The organism is Tepidamorphus sp. 3E244 (assembly GCF_046159835.1).
In the GTDB taxonomy this organism is placed as follows: Bacteria; Pseudomonadota; Alphaproteobacteria; order Rhizobiales; family Tepidamorphaceae; genus JACKJK01.
Window position 1 is genome coordinate 733,617 of record NZ_JBJXCY010000002.1, and the last position, 19,407, is coordinate 753,023.

At 64.1% G+C, this 19,407-nt stretch carries 21 protein-coding genes and 1 tRNA gene; 12 read left to right on the forward strand and 10 right to left on the reverse strand.

The genetic code is table 11. The features are described 5' to 3' along the window. The first annotated feature begins 210 nt into the window (after positions 1 to 210). The gene (locus ACKTEK_RS12355) at positions 211 to 1,626 is read left to right on the forward strand and encodes a DUF882 domain-containing protein (protein WP_409165601.1); all 1,416 of its coding nucleotides are present in this window, start codon (positions 211 to 213) and stop codon (positions 1,624 to 1,626) included. Between the two features lie 86 nt (positions 1,627 to 1,712). On the opposite strand, the gene ACKTEK_RS12360 is transcribed toward ACKTEK_RS12355, so the two are convergent. The 3 genes from ACKTEK_RS12360 to ACKTEK_RS12370 are packed head-to-tail and all read right to left on the reverse strand — an operon-like array spanning position 1,713 to position 3,140. Next, entirely contained in the window at positions 1,713 to 1,985 is a 273-nt protein-coding gene (locus tag ACKTEK_RS12360; protein WP_409165602.1) for a DUF2312 domain-containing protein, read from the reverse strand. A gap of 52 nt (positions 1,986 to 2,037) precedes the next feature. After that, complete coding sequence (locus tag ACKTEK_RS12365) at positions 2,038 to 2,343, reverse strand: DUF1244 domain-containing protein (RefSeq protein ID WP_409165603.1); 306 nt, start codon at positions 2,341 to 2,343, stop codon at positions 2,038 to 2,040. Then, positions 2,340 to 3,140, reverse strand: coding sequence for an N-formylglutamate amidohydrolase (locus tag ACKTEK_RS12370; protein WP_409165604.1), 801 nt, complete (start codon positions 3,138 to 3,140; stop codon positions 2,340 to 2,342). The genes ACKTEK_RS12365 and ACKTEK_RS12370 overlap by 4 nt, the downstream gene beginning before the upstream one ends. A gap of 188 nt (positions 3,141 to 3,328) precedes the next feature. Here ACKTEK_RS12370 and ACKTEK_RS12375 point away from each other — a divergent pair, with 188 nt between their 5' ends. Continuing rightward, positions 3,329 to 4,306, forward strand: a complete 978-nt coding sequence (locus ACKTEK_RS12375) for a DMT family transporter (RefSeq protein ID WP_409165605.1) — start codon at positions 3,329 to 3,331, stop codon at positions 4,304 to 4,306. Between the two features lie 174 nt (positions 4,307 to 4,480). Continuing rightward, positions 4,481 to 4,879, forward strand: a complete 399-nt coding sequence (locus ACKTEK_RS12380) for a DUF1036 domain-containing protein (protein ID WP_409165606.1) — start codon at positions 4,481 to 4,483, stop codon at positions 4,877 to 4,879. A gap of 103 nt (positions 4,880 to 4,982) precedes the next feature. Here the strand turns inward: ACKTEK_RS12380 and ACKTEK_RS12385 are convergent, their stop codons facing one another. From ACKTEK_RS12385 to ACKTEK_RS12395, 3 genes are all read right to left on the reverse strand, one after another. Continuing rightward, positions 4,983 to 5,645, reverse strand: coding sequence for a hypothetical protein (locus tag ACKTEK_RS12385; RefSeq protein WP_409165607.1), 663 nt, complete (start codon positions 5,643 to 5,645; stop codon positions 4,983 to 4,985). Positions 5,646 to 5,797: 152 nt separating this feature from the next. Continuing rightward, entirely contained in the window at positions 5,798 to 5,923 is a 126-nt protein-coding gene (gene ykgO / locus ACKTEK_RS12390) for a type B 50S ribosomal protein L36 (protein ID WP_409165608.1), read from the reverse strand. 257 nt (positions 5,924 to 6,180) lie between these two features. Continuing rightward, positions 6,181 to 6,255: transfer RNA gene (locus tag ACKTEK_RS12395), tRNA-Val, on the reverse strand. A 270-nt stretch (positions 6,256 to 6,525) separates the two neighbouring features. Between ACKTEK_RS12395 and ACKTEK_RS12400 the strand changes: the two genes are divergently transcribed. The 6 genes from ACKTEK_RS12400 to ACKTEK_RS12425 all read left to right on the forward strand — a co-directional run bounded on the left by ACKTEK_RS12400 (position 6,526) and on the right by ACKTEK_RS12425 (position 12,060). Beyond that, positions 6,526 to 6,813, forward strand: coding sequence for an acyl carrier protein (locus tag ACKTEK_RS12400; protein ID WP_409165609.1), 288 nt, complete (start codon positions 6,526 to 6,528; stop codon positions 6,811 to 6,813). Positions 6,814 to 6,868: 55 nt separating this feature from the next. Next, positions 6,869 to 7,333, forward strand: a complete 465-nt coding sequence (locus tag ACKTEK_RS12405; protein ID WP_409165610.1) for a 3-hydroxyacyl-ACP dehydratase FabZ family protein — start codon at positions 6,869 to 6,871, stop codon at positions 7,331 to 7,333. Positions 7,334 to 7,408: 75 nt separating this feature from the next. Then, on the forward strand, positions 7,409 to 8,590 hold the full coding sequence (locus ACKTEK_RS12410) for a beta-ketoacyl-ACP synthase (RefSeq protein ID WP_409165611.1): 1,182 nt from the start codon (positions 7,409 to 7,411) through the stop codon (positions 8,588 to 8,590). A gap of 66 nt (positions 8,591 to 8,656) precedes the next feature. Next, on the forward strand, positions 8,657 to 9,925 hold the full coding sequence (locus tag ACKTEK_RS12415; RefSeq protein ID WP_409165612.1) for a beta-ketoacyl-ACP synthase: 1,269 nt from the start codon (positions 8,657 to 8,659) through the stop codon (positions 9,923 to 9,925). Between the two features lie 114 nt (positions 9,926 to 10,039). Continuing rightward, a complete protein-coding gene (locus ACKTEK_RS12420) occupies positions 10,040 to 11,062 on the forward strand; it encodes a zinc-binding dehydrogenase (protein ID WP_409165613.1) in 1,023 nt (340 codons plus the stop codon). A 35-nt stretch (positions 11,063 to 11,097) separates the two neighbouring features. Next, positions 11,098 to 12,060 carry a lipid A biosynthesis lauroyl acyltransferase gene (locus ACKTEK_RS12425; protein ID WP_409165614.1) on the forward strand — a complete coding sequence of 321 codons (963 nt, stop codon included), beginning with the start codon at positions 11,098 to 11,100 and terminating at the stop codon, positions 12,058 to 12,060. Positions 12,061 to 12,084: 24 nt separating this feature from the next. Here ACKTEK_RS12425 and cpdR read toward each other — a convergent pair whose 3' ends face one another. Then, a complete protein-coding gene (gene cpdR, locus ACKTEK_RS12430) occupies positions 12,085 to 12,444 on the reverse strand; it encodes a cell cycle two-component system response regulator CpdR (RefSeq protein WP_409165615.1) in 360 nt (119 codons plus the stop codon). A 172-nt stretch (positions 12,445 to 12,616) separates the two neighbouring features. Between cpdR and ACKTEK_RS12435 the strand changes: the two genes are divergently transcribed. Continuing rightward, a complete protein-coding gene (locus ACKTEK_RS12435; protein WP_409165616.1) occupies positions 12,617 to 13,507 on the forward strand; it encodes an N-formylglutamate amidohydrolase in 891 nt (296 codons plus the stop codon). A 326-nt stretch (positions 13,508 to 13,833) separates the two neighbouring features. Here ACKTEK_RS12435 and ACKTEK_RS12440 read toward each other — a convergent pair whose 3' ends face one another. Further along, positions 13,834 to 15,114: an MFS transporter gene (locus ACKTEK_RS12440; protein ID WP_409165617.1), complete on the reverse strand. Its 1,281-nt coding sequence runs from the start codon at positions 15,112 to 15,114 to the stop codon at positions 13,834 to 13,836. 128 nt (positions 15,115 to 15,242) lie between these two features. Between ACKTEK_RS12440 and hisN the strand changes: the two genes are divergently transcribed. Then, positions 15,243 to 16,031 (forward strand): histidinol-phosphatase, encoded by a 789-nt coding sequence (gene hisN, locus ACKTEK_RS12445; protein WP_409165618.1) that lies wholly within the window; start codon positions 15,243 to 15,245, stop codon positions 16,029 to 16,031. A gap of 4 nt (positions 16,032 to 16,035) precedes the next feature. On the opposite strand, the gene ACKTEK_RS12450 is transcribed toward hisN, so the two are convergent. Next, positions 16,036 to 17,019: an alpha/beta fold hydrolase gene (locus ACKTEK_RS12450; RefSeq protein WP_409165619.1), complete on the reverse strand. Its 984-nt coding sequence runs from the start codon at positions 17,017 to 17,019 to the stop codon at positions 16,036 to 16,038. 554 nt (positions 17,020 to 17,573) lie between these two features. Between ACKTEK_RS12450 and ACKTEK_RS12455 the strand changes: the two genes are divergently transcribed. Beyond that, complete coding sequence (locus ACKTEK_RS12455; RefSeq protein ID WP_409165620.1) at positions 17,574 to 18,053, forward strand: Hsp20 family protein; 480 nt, start codon at positions 17,574 to 17,576, stop codon at positions 18,051 to 18,053. 92 nt (positions 18,054 to 18,145) lie between these two features. On the opposite strand, the gene ACKTEK_RS12460 is transcribed toward ACKTEK_RS12455, so the two are convergent. Then, entirely contained in the window at positions 18,146 to 19,204 is a 1,059-nt protein-coding gene (locus ACKTEK_RS12460) for a threonine aldolase family protein (protein WP_409165621.1), read from the reverse strand. Positions 19,205 to 19,407: the final 203 nt, after the last annotated feature.

The window sequence follows — 19,407 nt, forward strand, 5'->3', positions numbered from 1 at the left end:
GCTCGCTTGCGGGGGGCGCAGACCAGATCTTGGGCAGACCAGTTCTTGGAAAGCGTCTTTTAACCTTGCGCTGCAATTGTGTGAGGTCACGAGCGACGGGACGCGGTCGGGGTTCTTCCGGGCGCACACACGGGTTGATATTCGGCCAACGGGGGTCCGGGCGGTTTGAGCTTGCGGGGGACTACGACACACGCAGTGTCGCACGAGGGTTTGACCTCACGTGCATGGCGCGCCGGCTCGTTGGCCGTCGCCATCGCATTTGGTGCGGTCATGGCGATTACGGGCTTTCCCGGCTCTGATGCCGAGGCCGAAAGCACCCGTACCCTGACCTTCAAGCAGATGCATACCGGGGAAACCCAGACGATCACCTACAAGCGCAATGGCCGCTTCGACAGCGCCGCGCTGAAAAAGGTGAACTACATGCTGCGCGACTGGCGCCGCAACGAATCGACCAAGATGGACCCGCGCCTCATCGACCTGCTTTGGGAAGTGAAACAGGCAACCGGCTCCACCGCACCCGTCCACGTTCTCTCCGGCTACCGTTCTCCCGTCACCAACAACATGCTGCGCCGCCGCAGCCGTGGTGTCGCCAAGAACAGCCAGCACACGCTGGGCAAGGCCTGCGATTTCTATCTCCCTGATGTTCCGCTTGCGAAGTTGCGCGCAACCGCCATGCGCATGCAGCGCGGTGGCGTCGGCTACTACCCGACGTCCGGTTCGCCATTCGTCCATCTCGACGTTGCGCGTGTCCGCGCCTGGCCGCGCATGACGCGCCAGCAGCTCGTGAAGCTCTTCCCGGACGGCGAAACGCTGCACCTGCCCTCCGATGGCAAGCCGCTTTCCGGTTACGCCAAGGCCAAGGCCAAGGCCGAACGTGGCCAGCTCGCGGTCGCCTATACCGATTCCGGCAGCAGCAGTGGTGGCCGCACGCTGGCAGGCAGTGTCCGCGATCTTGCCAGCGCCATCATCACCGGCGGCGGCAACCGCAATTCCTCGAATAATTCCTCGAGCAGCAGCGACGACGTCGAACCCGTCGCAAACGGCGAGAGCTGGTCTCCGCCTGAGGCCCTCCCGATGCCGCGCAGCGGTGTGATCGTCGCCTCCGCCGATGAGGCCGAAGAGGATGACGACGCCTCCCCGCTGACCACCGCGGCCATTCCGCTGCCGCGCCGCCGCCCGCTCATCAGCGAGGGCCCTAGCCAGAGCAGCCAGATCGCCAGCCTCATTTCGCAGGACGACCAGCAGCTCACCGCGTTGGCCCGCGCCGACTCGACACCCGATTTCGCGGTCGACCCGCTCAGCAGCCCGCAAGCGCGCCAGCGCCTTGCATCGGCCCTGGCACAGCGCGCCAGCGAGATGTCGTCTGAACGCACCATCGGCCACCTGTCGCACAGCACCAGCGTCTTCCACGGCGGCCAGTTCGCCTCCATGGCCCATCCCAGCCGCGACGACCCGAAAGCCATCCTGACCAATCACGGCGCGGTTGTGGAAAGCGCATTCGCCGGCCCTGTCGTGGTCTATGCGCAGCCCACGGGCTTTGCGGGTGAGGCGATCGTTCATGTCACCGCGCGCAAGATCAGCTTTGCGTCCGCACCCGACATGATGAGCACCGCCTCGCTGCGCTGAGTCTCACGGATAGTCCGGAATAAATAAAAACGGCGCGATCACCTCGCGCCGTTTTGCATTCTGTCGGGCCGTCTCGCGGTTGAACGTCAGTCCTGGCTGTCCTGCGGCTCGAACTCCGGCGCCATGCCGAGCGCGTGCAGGTAAAGCGACAGCATCGCCTCTTCTTCCTCGCGCTCGTTGTTATCCTTCTTGCGCAGGCTGACGACCTTGCGCAGCGTCTTCACGTCGTACCCGTTGCCCTTGGCCTCGGCATAGACGTCGCGGATGTCGTCCGCGATACCCTTCTTCTCTTCTTCAAGGCGCTCGATGCGCTCCACAATCGATTTAAGCTGGTCGCGCGCGATACTCGTGTCGGCCATGTGTCAGGTCCCCGGGGTCTTGTGCGTTGTCTGTGCGGCGTGGGTTGCCGGTCTATTCGTGCCGGTGCGACTGGGCAAGAGCTGCGCGCTGCGCATCCGTCGCGTCCGTCTGGTGCTTCGACTTCCACTCCTCGTAGGGCATCCCATAGATGATTCTCCGGGATTCTTCCTTGTCCATGGCGAGGCCTTTTTCGTCGGCTGCGTCCTTGTACCAGTTGGACAGGCAGTTCCGGCAGAACCCGGCGAGGTTCATCATGTCGATATTCTGCACGTCGGTGCGCTCGCGAAGGTGCGAAACCAGCCGGCGGAAGGCCGCTGCCTCCAGTTCGGTGCGCTCGGCGTCGGTCATGTCACTCATGCTGTGTCTCCCTTGTTGGGCGCGATGATCTCGTTGAGGCCGGGATGGTCCCGGAAGCGTTCGAGCACGGCGGACATGCGCTCTGCCCACTCGCCGACACCGGCAGCGTCGGCGATGAGATCCTGCCGGACCTCAATCAGTGCGTGGGCCAGTCCGCCCTGCGTCCCGTGCCGGTTCATCGTGTCGCCTTCAAGTTCCCCGGTATAGGGCTCGTTGTCGCCCACGACCAGTGTCGGGTCTTCGCCGAAGGCCTCGATCAGCGGCCCCGCAAAGCGCGCGTCCTTGTCCCACAGCACACCCACGTGCCAGGGCCGCGCGACCCCGCGCCAGATCGGCGTGAAGGAGTGGATGGAAAACAGAGCCGGTGGCTTGCCGGCCTCGATCCCGGCGGCAATGGCGCGGGAGATTGCCGCGTCATACGGCTCGTAGAAGCGCTTCAGCCGGTAGTCGACTTCCGCTGCATCCGCCTTGGCATTGCCCGGAACCACCGCCCCGTCGGAAATACGCATCATCAGCGTGGGGTCGTCGCGCCCGCGATTGGGGTCGATCAGCAGCCGCGAGAAGCACGACATGACCGCAGGGACGCCAAGCCGCTGAGCCATCAGCCGCGTGACGTCGCGCACGCCGATGTCGTAGCCGATGTGGCGCTCAAGCTGGGCCTGCGGCAGGCCAAGCGAACCGTAGCGTTCCGGCAGGGCATTGGTTGCGTGATCGCAGAGCAGCAGCAAGCCGCAGCCCGGATCGCCCTTGATCGTCTCGAAGGACTGAAAACCCGGGTCGAGATCCTCGACATCCATTCCGGACGCCTCGCTATGCGATGAGTTCAATGCATCCACGTTGTGTGACCGCTGCCAAAATCCGCCTGCACGCGGCATGGTGGGTGGCCACGCCCTGCGGGACGAATTCCCTTGTTTGGGATAGACCATTGTCTTAGGCGAAGCCCGACCAGCGCGCAACGATTGCGCCTCAGGAGTCCGACGCACCGATGCAAGACGCAACAGCGACAGCCGCGACGCCCGCAGCACCGCAGGACCGGCAGCTCCTGGCATTCTTCTGCGTCGTCGCAGGCGCCATCGCCATGGGCATCTCGCCGATTTTCGTGCGGCTTGCCGATGTCGGGCCGTTCGCGTCCGCCTTCTGGCGCGTCGGCATGGCGCTGCCGCTGCTCTACGCGTGGGCTGCAATGGATGCGCGCCGGATGCCGTCGCTCGCCACCCGCACGCGGGCGGAGACCCGGCGCGACTGGCGCATGGCGGGACTTGCCGGAGCGCTTTTCGCCGGCGACCTGTTCTTCTGGCATATCGCCATCGTCAACACGACGGTCGCCAACGCGACCTTCCTCGCCTCGCTCGCGCCCATCGTGGTGATGATCGGCTCGTGGACATTTCTGAAAGAGAAGGTGACGCCTGCCATTCTCGCGGGCTTCGTGCTCGGCCTCGCCGGGGCGGCCTTCCTGCTCGGGTCCAGCTACAACTACGCGCCGCAGAACCTCGTTGGCGACGTCTACGGCCTCATCACCGCGCTGTTCTTCGGGGCATATTTTCTCGCCGTGCGCCCGGCGCGCCGCTACATGCCGGCAGGCGTCGTCATCTTCCGCTCAACGGTCGTCACGGCGGCGATGCTTCTCGTCGTGGCGCTGGTGCTGGAAGGCGACATCTTCCCTTCGTCATGGCACGGGCTTGCCATGCTCGTCTGCCTCGCCCTCGTCAGCCATGCCGGCGGCCAGGGATTGTTGGCATTCGCGCTCGGCCACCTGCCGGCCGCCTTCTCATCCCTCGTGATCCTGATCGAGGGCGTCGTCGCAGCCATCTTCGGGTACTTCATCCTCGGCGAGAATCTCACCGCGCTGCAGCTCGCCGGAAGCCTCGCGATCTTCTCCGGCATCTTCATCGCCCGCCCGCGCCGTGCCAAAGCCTTGCCGCATTCCGGTGGGAAGACAAAACCCGGTCACCAAGGCGGTTGAGCCGCTTGACGTTGACTTCAACGCCCGGTCGAACGACAAAAAGCAGATGATCGGGAAAAGCAGCGTGTCCTTGATTCGGTTTCCGGCCCCATGAGCTCGCACGTCTCTGGATTCATTCCGAAACGAAGTCGGACGGCCCTCCTCGCGGCCGGACCGCTGCTGGCGCTCGTCGCCATGTCCGCACCCGCTAGCGCGGAACTGCGCATGTGCAACTCGACCGCCGGACGCGTCGGCGTCGCGGTCGGCTACAACAACGGCGATGAATGGGTGTCGGAAGGCTGGTGGAACGTCGAGGCCAACAGCTGCGAAATCCTGCTTGAAGGCCCGCTCGTTGCCCGCTTCTATTATTTCTATGCCATCGACTACGAGGAAGGCGGCGAGTGGAGCGGCACGTCGTTCATGTGCACCGCCGACAAGAAATTCACGATCCGTGATATCACCCGCTGCGAGGAGCGCGGCTACCACCGCAACGGCTTCATGGAAGTCGATACGGGTGAGCGCAAGAGCTGGACCGTGCGCCTGACGCCGGTGCGCCAGGACCAGGCCAACGGACCGCAATCGACCGGCGGCTGACCCGTCGCGCAGCGCGCACCGGTCACTTCAAAAGCACCGGTCACTTCAACAACTGAAAAATCGGATCAGGCGGAATGCAGATCGCGGCTGGAAACAGCGCGCGTCAGATTTCCTCGCCTTCGACCTCGCGCTCAAGCTCGTCGACGTTTTCGCGCAGGTTGCCGAGGAACGGGTGCACTTCCAGCGCCTGCCGGAACGCGGAAAGCGCGCCCTTGGCCTGGCCGACTTCCTGCAGGATCAGCCCCATGCCGCTCAGCGCACCGAAATGGCGCGGCTCGATGGCGAGCGTCGCCGTGATGTCGCGCATGGAGCGGTCGTAATCGTCGATCAGGTAGAACAGCGTCGCGCGCTTGTTCCACGCCTCGACGTAGTCGGGCTTCATCTCGATGACCGAATCGAGAATCTCCATCGCAAGCGGGTAGTGCTTGCCTTCCATCGCCATCACGGCGCGGCTCATCAACAGGTCGATGGTGTCGCTGCCCGACGCCAGCCAGGCCTGCAGCACGGACTGCTCGATTCGCGATGCCGTCTCCGCGTCACCGGCCTGCGCCAGCGCATCGAGAAGCGCATCGACCTCGCTCTTGGCGTGGGTCTCTTCATCGGCAGGGGCGGAATCGTCGGCGAGGATGTCCTCTGCAAGCCCGTCTTCGATGCGCATGTCGGGCTTCGCCGCCGCATCGGGGGTCTGAGCGAGAACGGGAGACTGGCCAAGCGCCACCGCGACCAGGCCAGCCGCGATCAGTCGAAAGATCGGTTCGATGGTCATGGAAGCAAATGTGGCGAGGTGCCCTGCCACAGTCAAATGCCAAAATGCGCAAACAAAAAAGCCCCCGCAAAAACGAGGGCTTCAGACAGGCGAAAGGGCACGGCGGGGCGTTACGCCCTGCCGAGCCGAGTCAAATCACCGCGCTGCCTCAATCAACCCTGGCGGGCCTTGAAGCGCGGGTTCTTCTTGTTGATCACGTAGATGCGGCCGCGACGGCGCACGAGGCGGTTGTCCCGGTGGCGCGAACGCAGCGAACGCATGGAATTGCGGATCTTCATTTGTCTGACCGTTCTTTCGTGTCACGCGACCCGCCATCTGCCTCGCCGCTGCACTGAGCAGCGAAACCGTGGATGTGCGCGCGAAAAGCAAGAATTCCGAAGGCTTGGAAAGCCGTGGAGGCGGTTTCTAATGGGCCGATCCGCGCCTGTCAACGCTCGCGCACGTGAAACAGCGCGCCCGGAGGGCGGATTTGTCCGCTCGTCCGGTGGCGTCGCATTCGGCAACGAGGAAGGTAAAGGCGACCGTGTGGAGGAAATGGTGGGCGTGACTGGGATTGAACCAGTGACCCCTACGATGTCAACGTAGTGCTCTCCCGCTGAGCTACACGCCCACAACCGGCCTGACGGTCTGTCTGATCGGGAGAAGCCGTATAACCTCACTGGCGAATGCGCGCAACCCCACTTGCACTTGGCAGGCACGTCAGATAGACCGACGCGGTTTTCAGGCGCCGCAAAGGCCGTTTTCTCCGCCCGCGCGGCGCGCCATCGGTTGCATGCCGGCCTGCATCGGGTAGATGATCGGCACCGCCTGCAAGGGCAGCGGGGCGCGACACTTCGCTCGTGCTTCCGCACACCCGGCGATCCAGGGAGTTTCCAAAGACATGTCGGAGACCTTCGACACCGTGGCGAACATCATCGCCGACACCTGCGACATTGATCGCGAAACGATCACGCCCGAGAGCCACGTGATCGACGACCTCGGCATCGACAGCCTCGACTTCCTCGACGTCGTCTTCGCCGTCGACAAGGAATTCGGCATCAAGATTCCCCACGAGAAGTGGACCGAGGAAATAAACGAAGGCCGCGCCACCGCCGAGGATTACTTCATCCTCAAGAACCTCTGCGCACGCGTCGACGAACTCGTCGCCGAAAAGCAGCAGAAGGCCTGATCGGACAACGCCCGCGCTCACCTGATGCGCGGGCGCCAACGACCGCCCCACCGCAATGCGCCTTGAATATTTCCAGATGCTCGATGCCATCGTCGAATTGACCGACGAGAGCATCCGCACGCGCGCAACCGTGCCGCAGGAATCGACCGTCTTCGAGGGACACTTCCCCGGCCACCCGCTGATGCCGGGCGTGCTGCTGATCGAGACAATGGCGCAGACCTGCGGAACCATGGTGATGGCGGCCAACGGCTACGAGCGCCTTCCCCTGCTCGTCGGCGTCAAGGACGCCAAGCTGCGCCAGTTCATCCCGCCCGGCACCGAGATCCACGGCTTCGGCCACCTGGAGCACAACGGCTCGGGCTATGCCGTGGTCAAGGCGGAACTGAAGGTGGACGGCAAGCGCGTCTCCAACGCCCAGCTCACCTACACCCTCATCAAGTGGCCCGAGGCCGACCTGCGCGACTTCATGGTCGACCACATCGCCAGTCTGCGGAAGCGCGGCAGCGAAGACGCGGCCTAAGCCCCTTCGCCTTTCGCGCAATCCGCGCTATGACGGCGCGCACGCAAGCGAAGTCCATATTCTGCGGTTGGTTACATGAGCAAAGACGTCTGGATTACCGGTATCGGCCTCGTCTCGTCCCTAGGCGAGGGTGCGCAGGCGCATTGGGATGCGCTGGATGCGGCGACCCCGCCCAGCCTCGACCGGGAAACGATCGCCCCCTTCGCGATTCACCCGATGGTCGAACTGGACCTGTCGACCCAGATCGCCAAGCGCGGCGACCAGCGGCAGATGGAAACCTGGCAGCGCCTCGGGGTCTATGCAGCCGGCCTTGCCATCGACGATGCCAATGCGCGCGATGCCGACCAGTTGGAAGTCACCGACATGGTGGTGGCCGCCGGTGGTGGCGAGCGCGACATCCAGGTCGACAACGAGCTTCTTACCGAGATGCTCGCCTCCAACGATCGCGCCCACCTTCTCATCGACCGGCTGTCCAACAACCTGCGTCCAACGCTGTTTTTGGCCCAGCTTCCCAACCTAGTCGCCGGCAACATCTCCATCGTGCACGGCGTACGCGGCTCTTCGCGCACCTTCATGGGCGAGGAATCCGCCGGCCTCGACGCGATACGCAATGCCCATGCCCGCATCGCTGCGGACCAGAGCCAGATCTGCCTCGTCGGCGGGTCGTTCAACGCCGCGCGCGAGGACATGATCCTTCTCTACGAGATGGGCGGCTTCAACTGGACCGGCGATGAAGAAAGCGTCTGGGCCCGCCAGGAAGACAATGGCGGGCTGCGGCTCGGCAGCATGGGCGCCTTCGTGGTGCTGGAATCGGCCGACCATGCGCGCGCTCGGGGCCAGAAGCCCATCGCCTGCATTGACGCGGTTGCCGCCGGGCGCGGCGTACGCGCCGCCGGACAGGTGAACGCGGCGCTCAAGGAACACACCGCCGAATTCGATCTGGAAGGCCGCAAGCTCGGCGTCATCTCCGGCGCGACAGGCGTCGCCAGCCTCGCGCGCGAGGAATACGACTTCCTCAAGAGCCTCGATGCGCCGGTGCGCGCCACCGCCAGCCGCGTCGGTCATGGCGTCGAAGCGCAGGTTCCCTTCAACGTCGCGCTGGCAGCCCTATCTGTCGACAAGGGGCGCATGTTCGCGACGGCCGACAAGCACGGCATCGAGACCGAACATGACCCCGCCGTCGACAGCGTGCTGGTGACGAGCGTGGGACACTGGCGCGGCGAAGGCGCGGTTCTCGTCTCCAGGTGCGAAGACTGAGTGCAGCAACCGGGTGCGACGGCTGACCGCAAGCCAATCTGACAAGGAAATGGGGACCGACCTGCCATGAAGGATTCCAAGGGACGCCCGGTCGTGGCCGTCACCGGCACCGGCATCGTGACCGCTCTGGGACAGGGCAAGAAGGACAACTGGGACGCGCTGACATCCGGCCGCTCCGGCATCCATTCCATCACCCGCTTTCCGACCGAAGGCCTGCGCACGACCATTGGCGGCACCATCGATTTCGTCGATGTCGACCCGTTCAATTGTTCCGAACTGACCACGGAGATTGCCCATCGTGCCACCTCCGAGGCGGTCAAGGAATCCGGCATCGGCAGCCCCGGTGATTTTCCCGGACCGCTGTTCATGGCCATGCCGCCCATCGAAATGGAGTGGCCGTTGCGCGAAAAGCTGCTGGCCATCGCCGGTGTGAAGGACAAGGCTGACTATGCCGACCTGATCCGCGCCAGCGCCCAGGCCAGTGAAGTCGACCGCATCGACTGCCTGTTCGGCTCCGTGGGCGAGCGGCTGGCGGAAATTTTCGGAACCAAGGGTTCGCCGATCTCGCTGACCACCGCCTGTGCATCCGGCACCACCGGCATCCAGCTTGCCATCGAGGCGATCCGCCGTGGCGAGACGGAAGCCGCACTTGCCGTTGCAGCCGACGGCTCGATGAACCCCGAGACGATGATCCGCTTCTCGCTTTTGTCCGCGCTCTCGACTCAGAACGACAACCCGGAAAAGGCATCGCGGCCGTTTTCCAAGAACCGTGATGGCTTCGTCATGGCTGAGGGCGCAGCTGCCCTCGTCATCGAGAGCTACGAGCACGCCAAGGCGCGCGGTGCGAACATTCTCGGCATTGTCGCCGGCGGCGGCGAGAAGGCCGATTCGTTCCACCGCACCCGCTCCAACCCGGACGGCAAGGCGATCCTCGGCGCGATGCAGGCAGCCTTGGCAGATGCCGGCGTGACGCCGGACCAGATCGACTACATCAACGCCCACGGCACCGGCACGCCGGAGAACGACAAGATGGAGCACTTCGCGGTAAACACCATCTTTGGCGAGCGCGCCCGCAACCTGCCCATCAGCTCCAACAAGTCGATGATCGGCCACACGCTGACCGCAGCCGGTGCGATCGAGGCGGTGGTCTCGCTTCAGACGCTGGAACACCAGCGCCTGCCGCCAACCATTAACTACGACGTGCCCGACCCGGCGATTGAACTGGACGTGGTGCCGAATACCGCGCGCGATGCCAAGGTCAACATGGTCATGTCGAACTCGTTCGGCTTCGGTGGCCAGAACGCCAGCCTGATCTTCTCCACCGAACCGGCCTGAGGCTGAGGCCGCCTGCGCGCCTTTGCGCCTTTCAATGCCTGTGCGGCTGTGCCATATCGGCCCGCGATGCGCAGCCGCGTTCCGGCTGCATGAACAAGGACGACAGCTTTACCCATGCGTGCCCTGCGCCTGACCGGCGAACGACAGCTCAAGCTTGAAGACATCGACGAGACGCCCCCGCCGGGCTCCGGCGAGGTGCAGATCGCGGTCAAGGCCATGGCGCTCAACCACATCGACGTGTGGGGCTGGCGCGGCATGGCGTTCGCCAAGCGCGAGTTGCCCATCGTGGTCGGCGTGGAAGCCGCCGGCGAAATCGTCGCGCTGGGTGATGGCGTCAGCGGTGTCGGCGTGGGTGACGCGGTCGCCATGTACGGTGCGAAGACCTGCGGCACCTGCCACCATTGCCGCGCGGGCCGCGACAACCTGTGCGAAAACGTCGCCGGGATCATGGGCTTCCATGTCGATGGCTTCTGCCGCGACCTGGTGAACATTTCCGCCCGCCACGTGGTGAAGGTTCCCGACGGCGTGAACTGGGTCAACGCCGCCTGCACCTCCGTCACCTTCGGCACCACCGAACACATGCTGTTCGACAACGCCAAGCTGGAATCGGGCGAGACGATCCTCGTCCATGCCGGCGGCAGTGGTGTCGGCTCCTCGGCAATTCTCATGGCAAAGGATGTCGGCGCGACGGTCATCGCGACCGTGGGCGACGACGAGAAGGCCGAAAAGGCGAAGAATCTCGGCGCCGACCACGTCATCAACTACCGCGAGGAGCGCTTCGAGAGCCGCGCCCGCCGGCTGACCGGCAAGGCCGGCGTCGACGTGGTCTTCGAGCATGTCGGCGCGGACACGTTCGCAGGCTCGATGTTTGCCATGAAGAAGGGCGGACGGCTCGTCACGTGCGGCTCGACCACTGGCGTTTCCGCACAGATCAACCTCTACCAGCTCTTCCAGCAGCAGCTGCGCCTGATCGGCAGCTTCGGATGCCGGATCGACAACATGCGCACCAGCCTGGAAAAGATGGCGCGGGGCATCCTTCCGGTCATCGACACGCAGATCGAGCTTGAAAACTTCACCGAAGGACTGGAACGGTTGGAAAGCCGCCGCGTCTTCGGCAAGATCGTCGTCACCTTCTAGTTCGCGGCGCACGGGCGCCAAAGCGGGACTTCACCTTGGCCAACCTGCACAATCCCGACCGGATGCGCCGGAAGTCACGCTCGCGCAAGAAGCGCCTCGGCGACTGGCTGGTTTACGTCACCGCCACCGGCGTTCTGCAGGTCCTGAAATGGCTCGGGCCGGACCGCTCCAGCAATCTGGGCGGATGGGTTGCCAGCCGCATCGGGCCGAAGCTGTCGGTCTCCAATATCGCCCGCGCCAACCTCAAGCTCGTCTTCCCCGAAAAGAGCGACGACGAGCGTGAGAAGATCGTGCGCGGCGTGTGGGAAAATCTCGGCCGCACGGCCTGCGAATATCCCCATCTCGACCAGCTCTACGATTACGAAATCGAGTGGTTCGAACCGCGCCGCGTCGAGGTGACCGGCATCCGAAACTTCCAGGAGATGCTGTGGGACGGCAAGCCGGCGCTCGTCTTTACCGGGCACCTCGGCAACTGGGAACTGCCTGCCGTCAGCGCCGCGCGCCACGGCCTCGACACGACGATCCTGTTCCGCCCACCCAACAATGCCTTTATCGCCGACTACATCACCAATGTGCGCGCCGGCACCATGGGCCGCCTGCTGTCACGCTCGCGCGGCGCGGTGATGCATGTCGCGGCCACCATCGAGCGCGGTGACCATCTCGGCCTGCTGGTCGACCAGCGCTACTCGCAGGGCCTGTCCGTGCCGTTCTTCGGCATCCCGACGCCGACCAACACGACCGTTGCGCGAATTGCCCGCCAGTTCGAGTGCCCCGTCTACGGCGCGCGCTGCGTGCGGCTACCCAACAACCGCTTCCGGCTCGACGTCGTCGGCCCCGTGGACATGCCGCGCGACGCGGAAGGTCGCATCGACGTCGCCGCCGCCACGCAGAAGATCAACGAGGTCATGGAAGGCTGGATCCGCGAGCACCCCGAACAGTGGCTGTGGCTGCACAACCGCTGGGGGCTCAACAAGCGTCAGATCAAGAAACGGGGCTGAACGTCGGCTTGGCGGGAAGCTCGCTCAGGCAGCAAGCATCCGCTCGACCTGCGACACCAGATCGCGCAAGTGGAAGGGCTTCGACAGCACCTTGGCGTTGCGCGGGGCATCGGAATCGGGATTGAGCGCGACAGCCGCGAACCCGGTGATGAACATCACCTTGATATCGGGATCGATCTCGGCGGCCCGGCGGGCCAGCTCGATACCGTCCATCTCGGGCATCACGATATCGGTCAGCAGCATGGTGAAGGGCTCTTCACAGAGCCGCTCGTAGGCTTCACGACCGTTGGCGAAACTCGCCACCTCGTAACCCGCGTTTATCAGCGCCTTTTCAAGGAACCGGCGCATGGAATCGTCGTCTTCGGCGAGCAGGATCTTGTTCATGGATCGAGGGTTTCGCAGTGATTCGTTCGCGTTGCAAGCAGTGAACGCGGTCAGCCGTAAAATTGCAATCGCGCCCACGGGGGTGCCGCATTCTGCCTCAAGATGGACAAGCCATGCCAGCCTTTGGCAAAGTACGTCACCTTGAACGCAACCCAGTTGGAAAAGAGAGCGAATGAGCGAGTCCGGCGCCGACCACGACCCAGCATTCGCCATTCTGTCTCCCGCTGGCGGCGCGAGCGCGCCGATCCTGTTCAATTCGCCCCATTCCGGCCGCCGCTACCCGAAGCATTTCGTTCTGTCGAGCCGTTTGCCGCTGTCGCGCCTGCGCTGCTCCGAAGACTGTTTCGTCGAGGAATTCTTCGCCTGCGCCCCGCGCCACGGCGCGACGATGATGCATGCGCACTTCCCGCGCGCCTTCGTCGACCTGAACCGCGAACCATACGAACTCGATCCGCAGATGTTCGACGGCGCCCTTCCCCCGCATGCCAACACGCGTTCGCTGCGCGTGGCCGGCGGGCTTGGCACGATTGCGCGCATCGTGGCGGATTCCGAACCCATCTATTCCGGGCGCATTCCCGTCGACGAAGCGCTGGAGCGCATTGCCGCCTACTACAAGCCTTACCACCGGGCGATGGAAAGCCAGCTTGCGGAAATTCACACCCGTTTCGGGGTCGCCTTCCTGATCGACTGCCATTCGATGCCGTCGGAGCGCATTACCCGCGATGACCGCACCAAGCCGGACTTCGTGCTGGGTGATCGTTACGGCACGAGCTGTTCGCCCTGGTTGACCGATATCGTCCACGAGACACTGACGGGCTTCGGTTACACGGTGACGCGCAACAAGCCCTATGCGGGCGGCTTCATCACCGAGAGGTTCGGCAATCCGCGCGCCGGTCTGCATTCGCTGCAGATCGAGATCAATCGCGGTCTGTACATGGAAGAGCTGACCTATGCCCGCACTGCCGGCCACGTGCGGCTGTGCAAGGAGATCGACCTGCTGGTGCGCAGGCTCGTCTCGGTCATGCCTGAAGTTCTGGAAAGTCCGGCAATCGCCGCCGAATAGGCGCTGGAAATGCGGTTTCTACCGCACTGCACCACGAATTCCGCAACAAAACCGTGACAAGAAAAAAGGGCCGTTCGCCTTGGCGAACGGCCCAAGTCTAGGGAGGAAACGCCCAAGGAGGGCTGTGGGCAACGCGAAAGCGCTACCGCACTGCCAAAATATGCTTTTGCGCTGCACAAAAGTCAACGAGGGCGTTACCCCGAAATTCATAAATCGACTCAATACATGCCAGTCCTGCACGGAATGCAGAGTTAATTCGTACGATCGATCCATTTTTTGGGCATTTGGCCAATAATTCGCCAACCAAATCCCTACCGCACTGCACACTAGTCCGCGTCGAGCGATCCATCGGGTGCGCGCAAATAGAAAACAAGCGCAAGTCCAAGCGCGCCCGCGACACACAGGAAGACGCTGGAATAGGCCGCAAAGGGCCGGCTGGCCGCGTCACCCGCAATCGCCGCCACGATAAACCCGGTGAAGAACTGCTGCAGGAAGACGCCGCCCATCGTGCCGATATTCAGGAAGGTGATGCCGCGCCCGACAAGCTCTGCGGGAAACAGCAGCCGCCCGTGGCTGGTGACCAGCGGCGTAAAGGCGCAGCTGAAGCCGAACACGGCCAGTGCGGGGCCGAGAGCCCATGCCGGCAGCGGACCGGACAGCGCCAGGAAGAGAAGCATCCCGATGGCCATCAGCGCGCCGACGATCGCGGGCTTTTTCGGCCCGCCGAAGAGCCGGTCCAGCGGCCCCCAGATGAACAGCCCCGCGATCTGCCCTGCCGCCAGCAGGAAAAGGTAGAAGCCGCGCTGTTGCAGGTCGTGGCCGTAGATGTCAGCGAGGTACGGCCCGCCCCACAGGCCTGCGACGGTGGCGAAGGTCGAATAGCTGACGAAGTGCATCGCCAGCAGTCGGTAGACCCCGGGCACCGCCAGAACATCCTTCAGGCCGGCCACGGCAGACCCGAGCGACGCGGGCTTGGCGGGCGGCTTCTGTGTGCCGGGCGGATCGTTGCGCACGATGATCGCGGCCACCAGTCCGATGGCGAGCGTGGCGACGGCCACGACGACAAACGAACTCCGCCACCCGATGGTATCGGCGCCGAACGCCAGCGGCGCGGTCGCGAACAATGTGCCGAGGCTGCCGAGGCCAAGCTGCACGCCGACGAGGGTCGAAAAGCGGTTGCGGGCAAACCAGCGCGCGAAGATCGTCAGCGGGCCCATGAAGAAGCTGGAGCAGCCAAGCCCCATCAGCACGCGCGCCAGCACCAGGCCCGTCATGGTCTCGCTCATGGCGAAGACCACGCAGCCGATTGAGGCCAGCAGCAGCGAACCCAGCATCACTTCCTTGGGGCCGTACCGGTCGATCAGCACGCCGAGCGGGATCTGGATGAGGGCGAAGCCGAAAAAGAAGACACTTGAGAGCAGCCCAAGCGATTCCGGCCCGATTCCCAGTTCCCGTTCCAGGTCGGGCGCGATTACCCCGATGGAGTTGCGCAGGAACTGGCTGACGAAATAAACCGCCGCCAGCGCGCCCACCAGCGAGGCGACCATGCCGGCCGTCACCTTCACCGCATCGCGGGTTTCCCCGGATTGCTCCGCACTTGTCGTCATGGCGTTTCCAAACGTTTGTTGTTATCAGCCAGTTGAGGCTCGTTTGGGCCGGACCTTGCCACACACGCGCATGGATGGGTCATGCAACCTTCGCATGTGACTTGCCCGCGCCAGCGAGACGAAGCGACGTGACGCCAGACGAGATCCAAACACTGATGCACCAGATGGCCGACGTCTCCGGACGCGCGGCTCTCGAACATTTCCGCAAGCGCCCTGACGTCGACGACAAGGCGGGGACCGACGAGGTCTTCGACCCGGTCACCGTCGCCGACCGCAACGCCGAAGCCGCGATTCGCGACGTGCTGGCGAAAGAACGCCCCGATGACGCGATCCTCGGCGAGGAAATGGACAACATCGACGGCACTAGCGGATATCGCTGGGTGGTCGATCCCATCGACGGCACGCGCGCTTTCATTTCCGGTCTTCCGGTCTGGGGCACGATCATCGGGCTGGAGCGTGACGGCGTGCCCGTCGCGGGCTTGTTCCATCAGCCCTTCACGGGCGAGCGCTACTGGGCGGTTGATGGCAAGGCCTGGCTGAAGGTCGGCGATGGCGAAACGCGGCCGCTGTCCTGCTCCGGCATCCGCAGCCTCGATGCCGCGACGATGATGACGACCAGCCCGCGCATCTTCACCCGCGATGAGCAGTCGCCATACGACGCACTGGAAAAAGCCGTGCAGCTGACGCGTTACGGCTGCGACGGCTACGCCTACTGCATGCTGGCAGCCGGCAATATCGATCTCGTAATGGAAAGCGGGTTGAAGGCGTTCGACGTCTGCGGCCTGATTCCCATCGTCGAGGCAGCAGGCGGGGTCTTCACTTCGTGGACGGGCGAGAGCGCGGCATCCGGCGGGCGCACACTGGTCGCGGCAACCCGCGACCTGCATGACGCTGCGCTAAAGGTGATTGCCGGCTGACGACTCAGGCCTTGGTGCCGGGGATAAAGCTGTCGAAGGCTGCCCAGAACCGCTCGCGGATGCGGTCGTCTTCCATCATGATCTCGTGGCGGGACCCGTCGAGCACGATCGTGCCGCCGATGCGCATCCGCTTGCCGAGTTGTTCGATGGCCGGCGTAGAGACGAACGTGTCCATGCCGGCGGCGATGTTCAGCACGGGAAGCTGCAGGTTCTTGTGGAATCGTTCCGAGGCGATATCGTCCAGCGCGTGGGACAGCGCCGCCATCCAGCCGAAGGTCGGCGGCCCGATACCAAGGCCCGGATCGGCCTCGACGATATCCAGCATCCGGGCAAAGCGCGCCGCGTCCCGCGTCAGCGGATTGCCGGGAAAGGATCGCGCGGGGTTGTAGAAGTTCTCGTAGATGAAGCGCGGGATCATCATCCGCCCGAGCCCCATGCGCTTGAAGGTGCGCGCCAGCGAGAACGCGAAATCCCACGGTACCGCGCTGTTGGGCATGTCGATCAACGGCGCGGTGCACACGGCACGTTCGAACCATATGCCCTTGATGGTCGCGTTGCGCAGCAGGATCAGCCCGCCCATGGAATGGGCCAGCGCGTAATAGGGCGCGGGGCAATCCGGCAGCACCACGTCGCGCACGAAGGAGGTCAGATCCGTGTCGTAGTCGGCAAAGTTGCGCACATGCCCGCCGACCGGATTGCGCGCCAGCCGCTGCGAACCGCCCTGCCCGCGCCAGTCGAGCGTCGCGACGGAAAAACCGCGTTCCAGCAGTTCTTCCACCACCTCGAAATATTTCTCGATGAATTCCGACCGGCCCTGAAACAGGCAGACGGTGCCGCGCGGCTGGCCGGTGCGCGCGGGCCACACGGCTGCGCGCAGCCGGACGTGGTCGGGCGTCGTGACGAAGCTGACGAGCGCGCCCTTTGGCACGGGGTTTCCGGGAATACCGGTCAGGGCCGGCGCAATATCCCGGTACGTCTCCTCGTCCATGTGTGCTCCTGAAGCCTCGAAGGGCGCTCGCTCCGCCGCCGGTTCCGCGCCCGTGGCGGGTATACCAGCTTTGCCGGACGCGGCAAGCGCATGCCGGCAACGATATCGGGGCGGTAAGGGGTGAAATGAAGTGGCCGGCGGCGGTACGGGGGCATTCCGCCGCCGGCCGAAAGACCGGACACCTCCAGGGGGGCTTAAAAGGGTCCGGTTACAATCGAACTGGTCGGGCCGGGGAGGTCACGGACGGGGGTTATGACCAGCTCGATGGGTCACGTTTTCGCAGAACCAAGCTGAACGCGAATGGAACTCGCCATTCATTTTCGGTTCAGGCGATTTTTTCCGTGAGTTCGACGTGTTTGGTGGGTGTTTCATTCGCCTCGCGCACGCCCTCACGCGCGCACGCGCACGGCCTCTTGAATCGCACGCGCTGAACGCCCACATCCTTGTCGTGGCGGTTGCCTGCAAAGCTGGAACCGCTGCGAACCGTAGAAAAACCGATCCGGCCATGAATGGCGGATCTTTTGACTGCATGTTGCTCAACAGGAGGATGTGCGATGCGACATATCGATTTTTCCCCGCTTTACCGTTCCACCGTCGGTTTCGACCGGATGTTTTCGCTGCTCGATTCCATGAACGGCGTCGAGAATGGTGGTAACAGCTACCCGCCCTACAACATCGAACGCACCGGCGAGAACGCCTACCGCATCACCATGGCGGTGGCCGGTTTCGGCGAAGGCGACCTCGACATTCAGGTCAAGGAACACGCCCTGAGCGTTCGCGGCGAGAAGACCGCCGATGAGGGTGAGGATGCAGCCGAAGTGCTGTATCGCGGCATTGCCGAGCGCAGCTTCGAGCGCCGCTTCCAGCTTGCCGACCACGTCGAAGTGCGTGGCGCGAAGCTGGTCAACGGCCTGCTCCACATCGATCTCGTGCGCGAGATTCCCGAGGCGATGAAGCCCCGTTCGATCAAGATCGAGGCCGCCCGCAAGGGGTCCGAGGCCCAGACGATCGAACACAAGGAAGCTGCCGAGTAATCGGCACATAGGTTGACGCCCCGAAAGGGGCTGAACCGGAAAGCCCCCGGCACCGCGCCGGGGGTTTTTTTTGTTGGGTCGGTGCGGGCCAGTCAGTCGCCCGAGACGATGGCAATCGTCCGGTCGACATCATCCGGCGTCGTCGCAAAGGACGTGACGAAGCGGCAGATGACCTCGCCCTCGCCCATCGGCGGCTCGATGCCGAGCGCGTAGTCCGACCACGGATAGAAGGCGACGCCCGCGTCCTTCAGCTTCTTCTCGGTCGCAGCCGGCATGATCGGCAGAACCTCGTTGGCCTCCACCGGCATCGGCATGCGGATGTTGCCGCTCGCCGCGAAGCCGTCAGCCAGCCGCTTGGCCATGGCGTTCGCGTGGCTTGCAAGTTCGCGCCAGTGTTCGCCATCAAGAAACCCGAACCACTGCGCCGCAACAAACCGGTGCTTCGAAACGAGGTGCCCGGAGCGCTTGCGCCGGTAGCCGAGTTCCTCGCGCAGGTCCGGGTTGAAGGCGATGACAGCTTCTGCCGCCATCGCGCCGGGCTTGGTCGCACCGAAGCTGAGAATATCGACCCCGGCTTTCCAGGTGGCCTCGGCCGGCGTGCAGTCGAGCGAACAGACGGCGTTGGCGAACCGCGCCCCGTCCATGTGCAGCTTGAGGCCGCGTGATTTTGCCAGGTCCGCGATGGCGCGGGTCTCGTCCAGCGAATAGACGCAACCTGCCTCGGTCGCCTGGGTGATGGAAATCGCCTGCGGGCGCGGCTGGTGCGGTACGCGCGGGCCGACGCGCTCCAGCGCCTGCGTGATCGAGTCCGGCGTCAGCTTGGCTGCATATCCCGGCACGGTCACGAGTTTCGCCCCGCCGCTGAACATTTCTGGCGCGTTGCACTCGTCCACGGCGATATGCGCTTCCGCGTGGCACACGAGCGCGCCGAAGCCCGTCGTCAGGCACGACAGGGCCAGCGCATTGGCCGCCGTTCCCGTCGCAACCAGTGACACCGCCACCTCGCACTCGAAAAGCTCGGCGAGCATCTCCTCCACCTTTGCGGTCAAGTCGTCATTGCCATAGGCCGGTGCGTATCCGGAATTGGCCGCTTCCAGCGCCCGCATGATCTTTGGCGAGACGCCAGCTGTGTTGTCGCTGCCGAAAAACATATTTGCCGCAACCTCCATGGCAGGCATTCGAAACGCGGTGCGATAAACCGCCAGAAGGCCGTTTTCCACCCCAACCGACATTATGCGCCGATCGTTGCACGCCGAACGCACGATCTGTACAAATCGCAGCGCCCAAAAGAAACTATTGTGCGTTTACCCACTTGCTTGCATGGGCTAAATCTGCAATGTTCCGGCAAGGATAG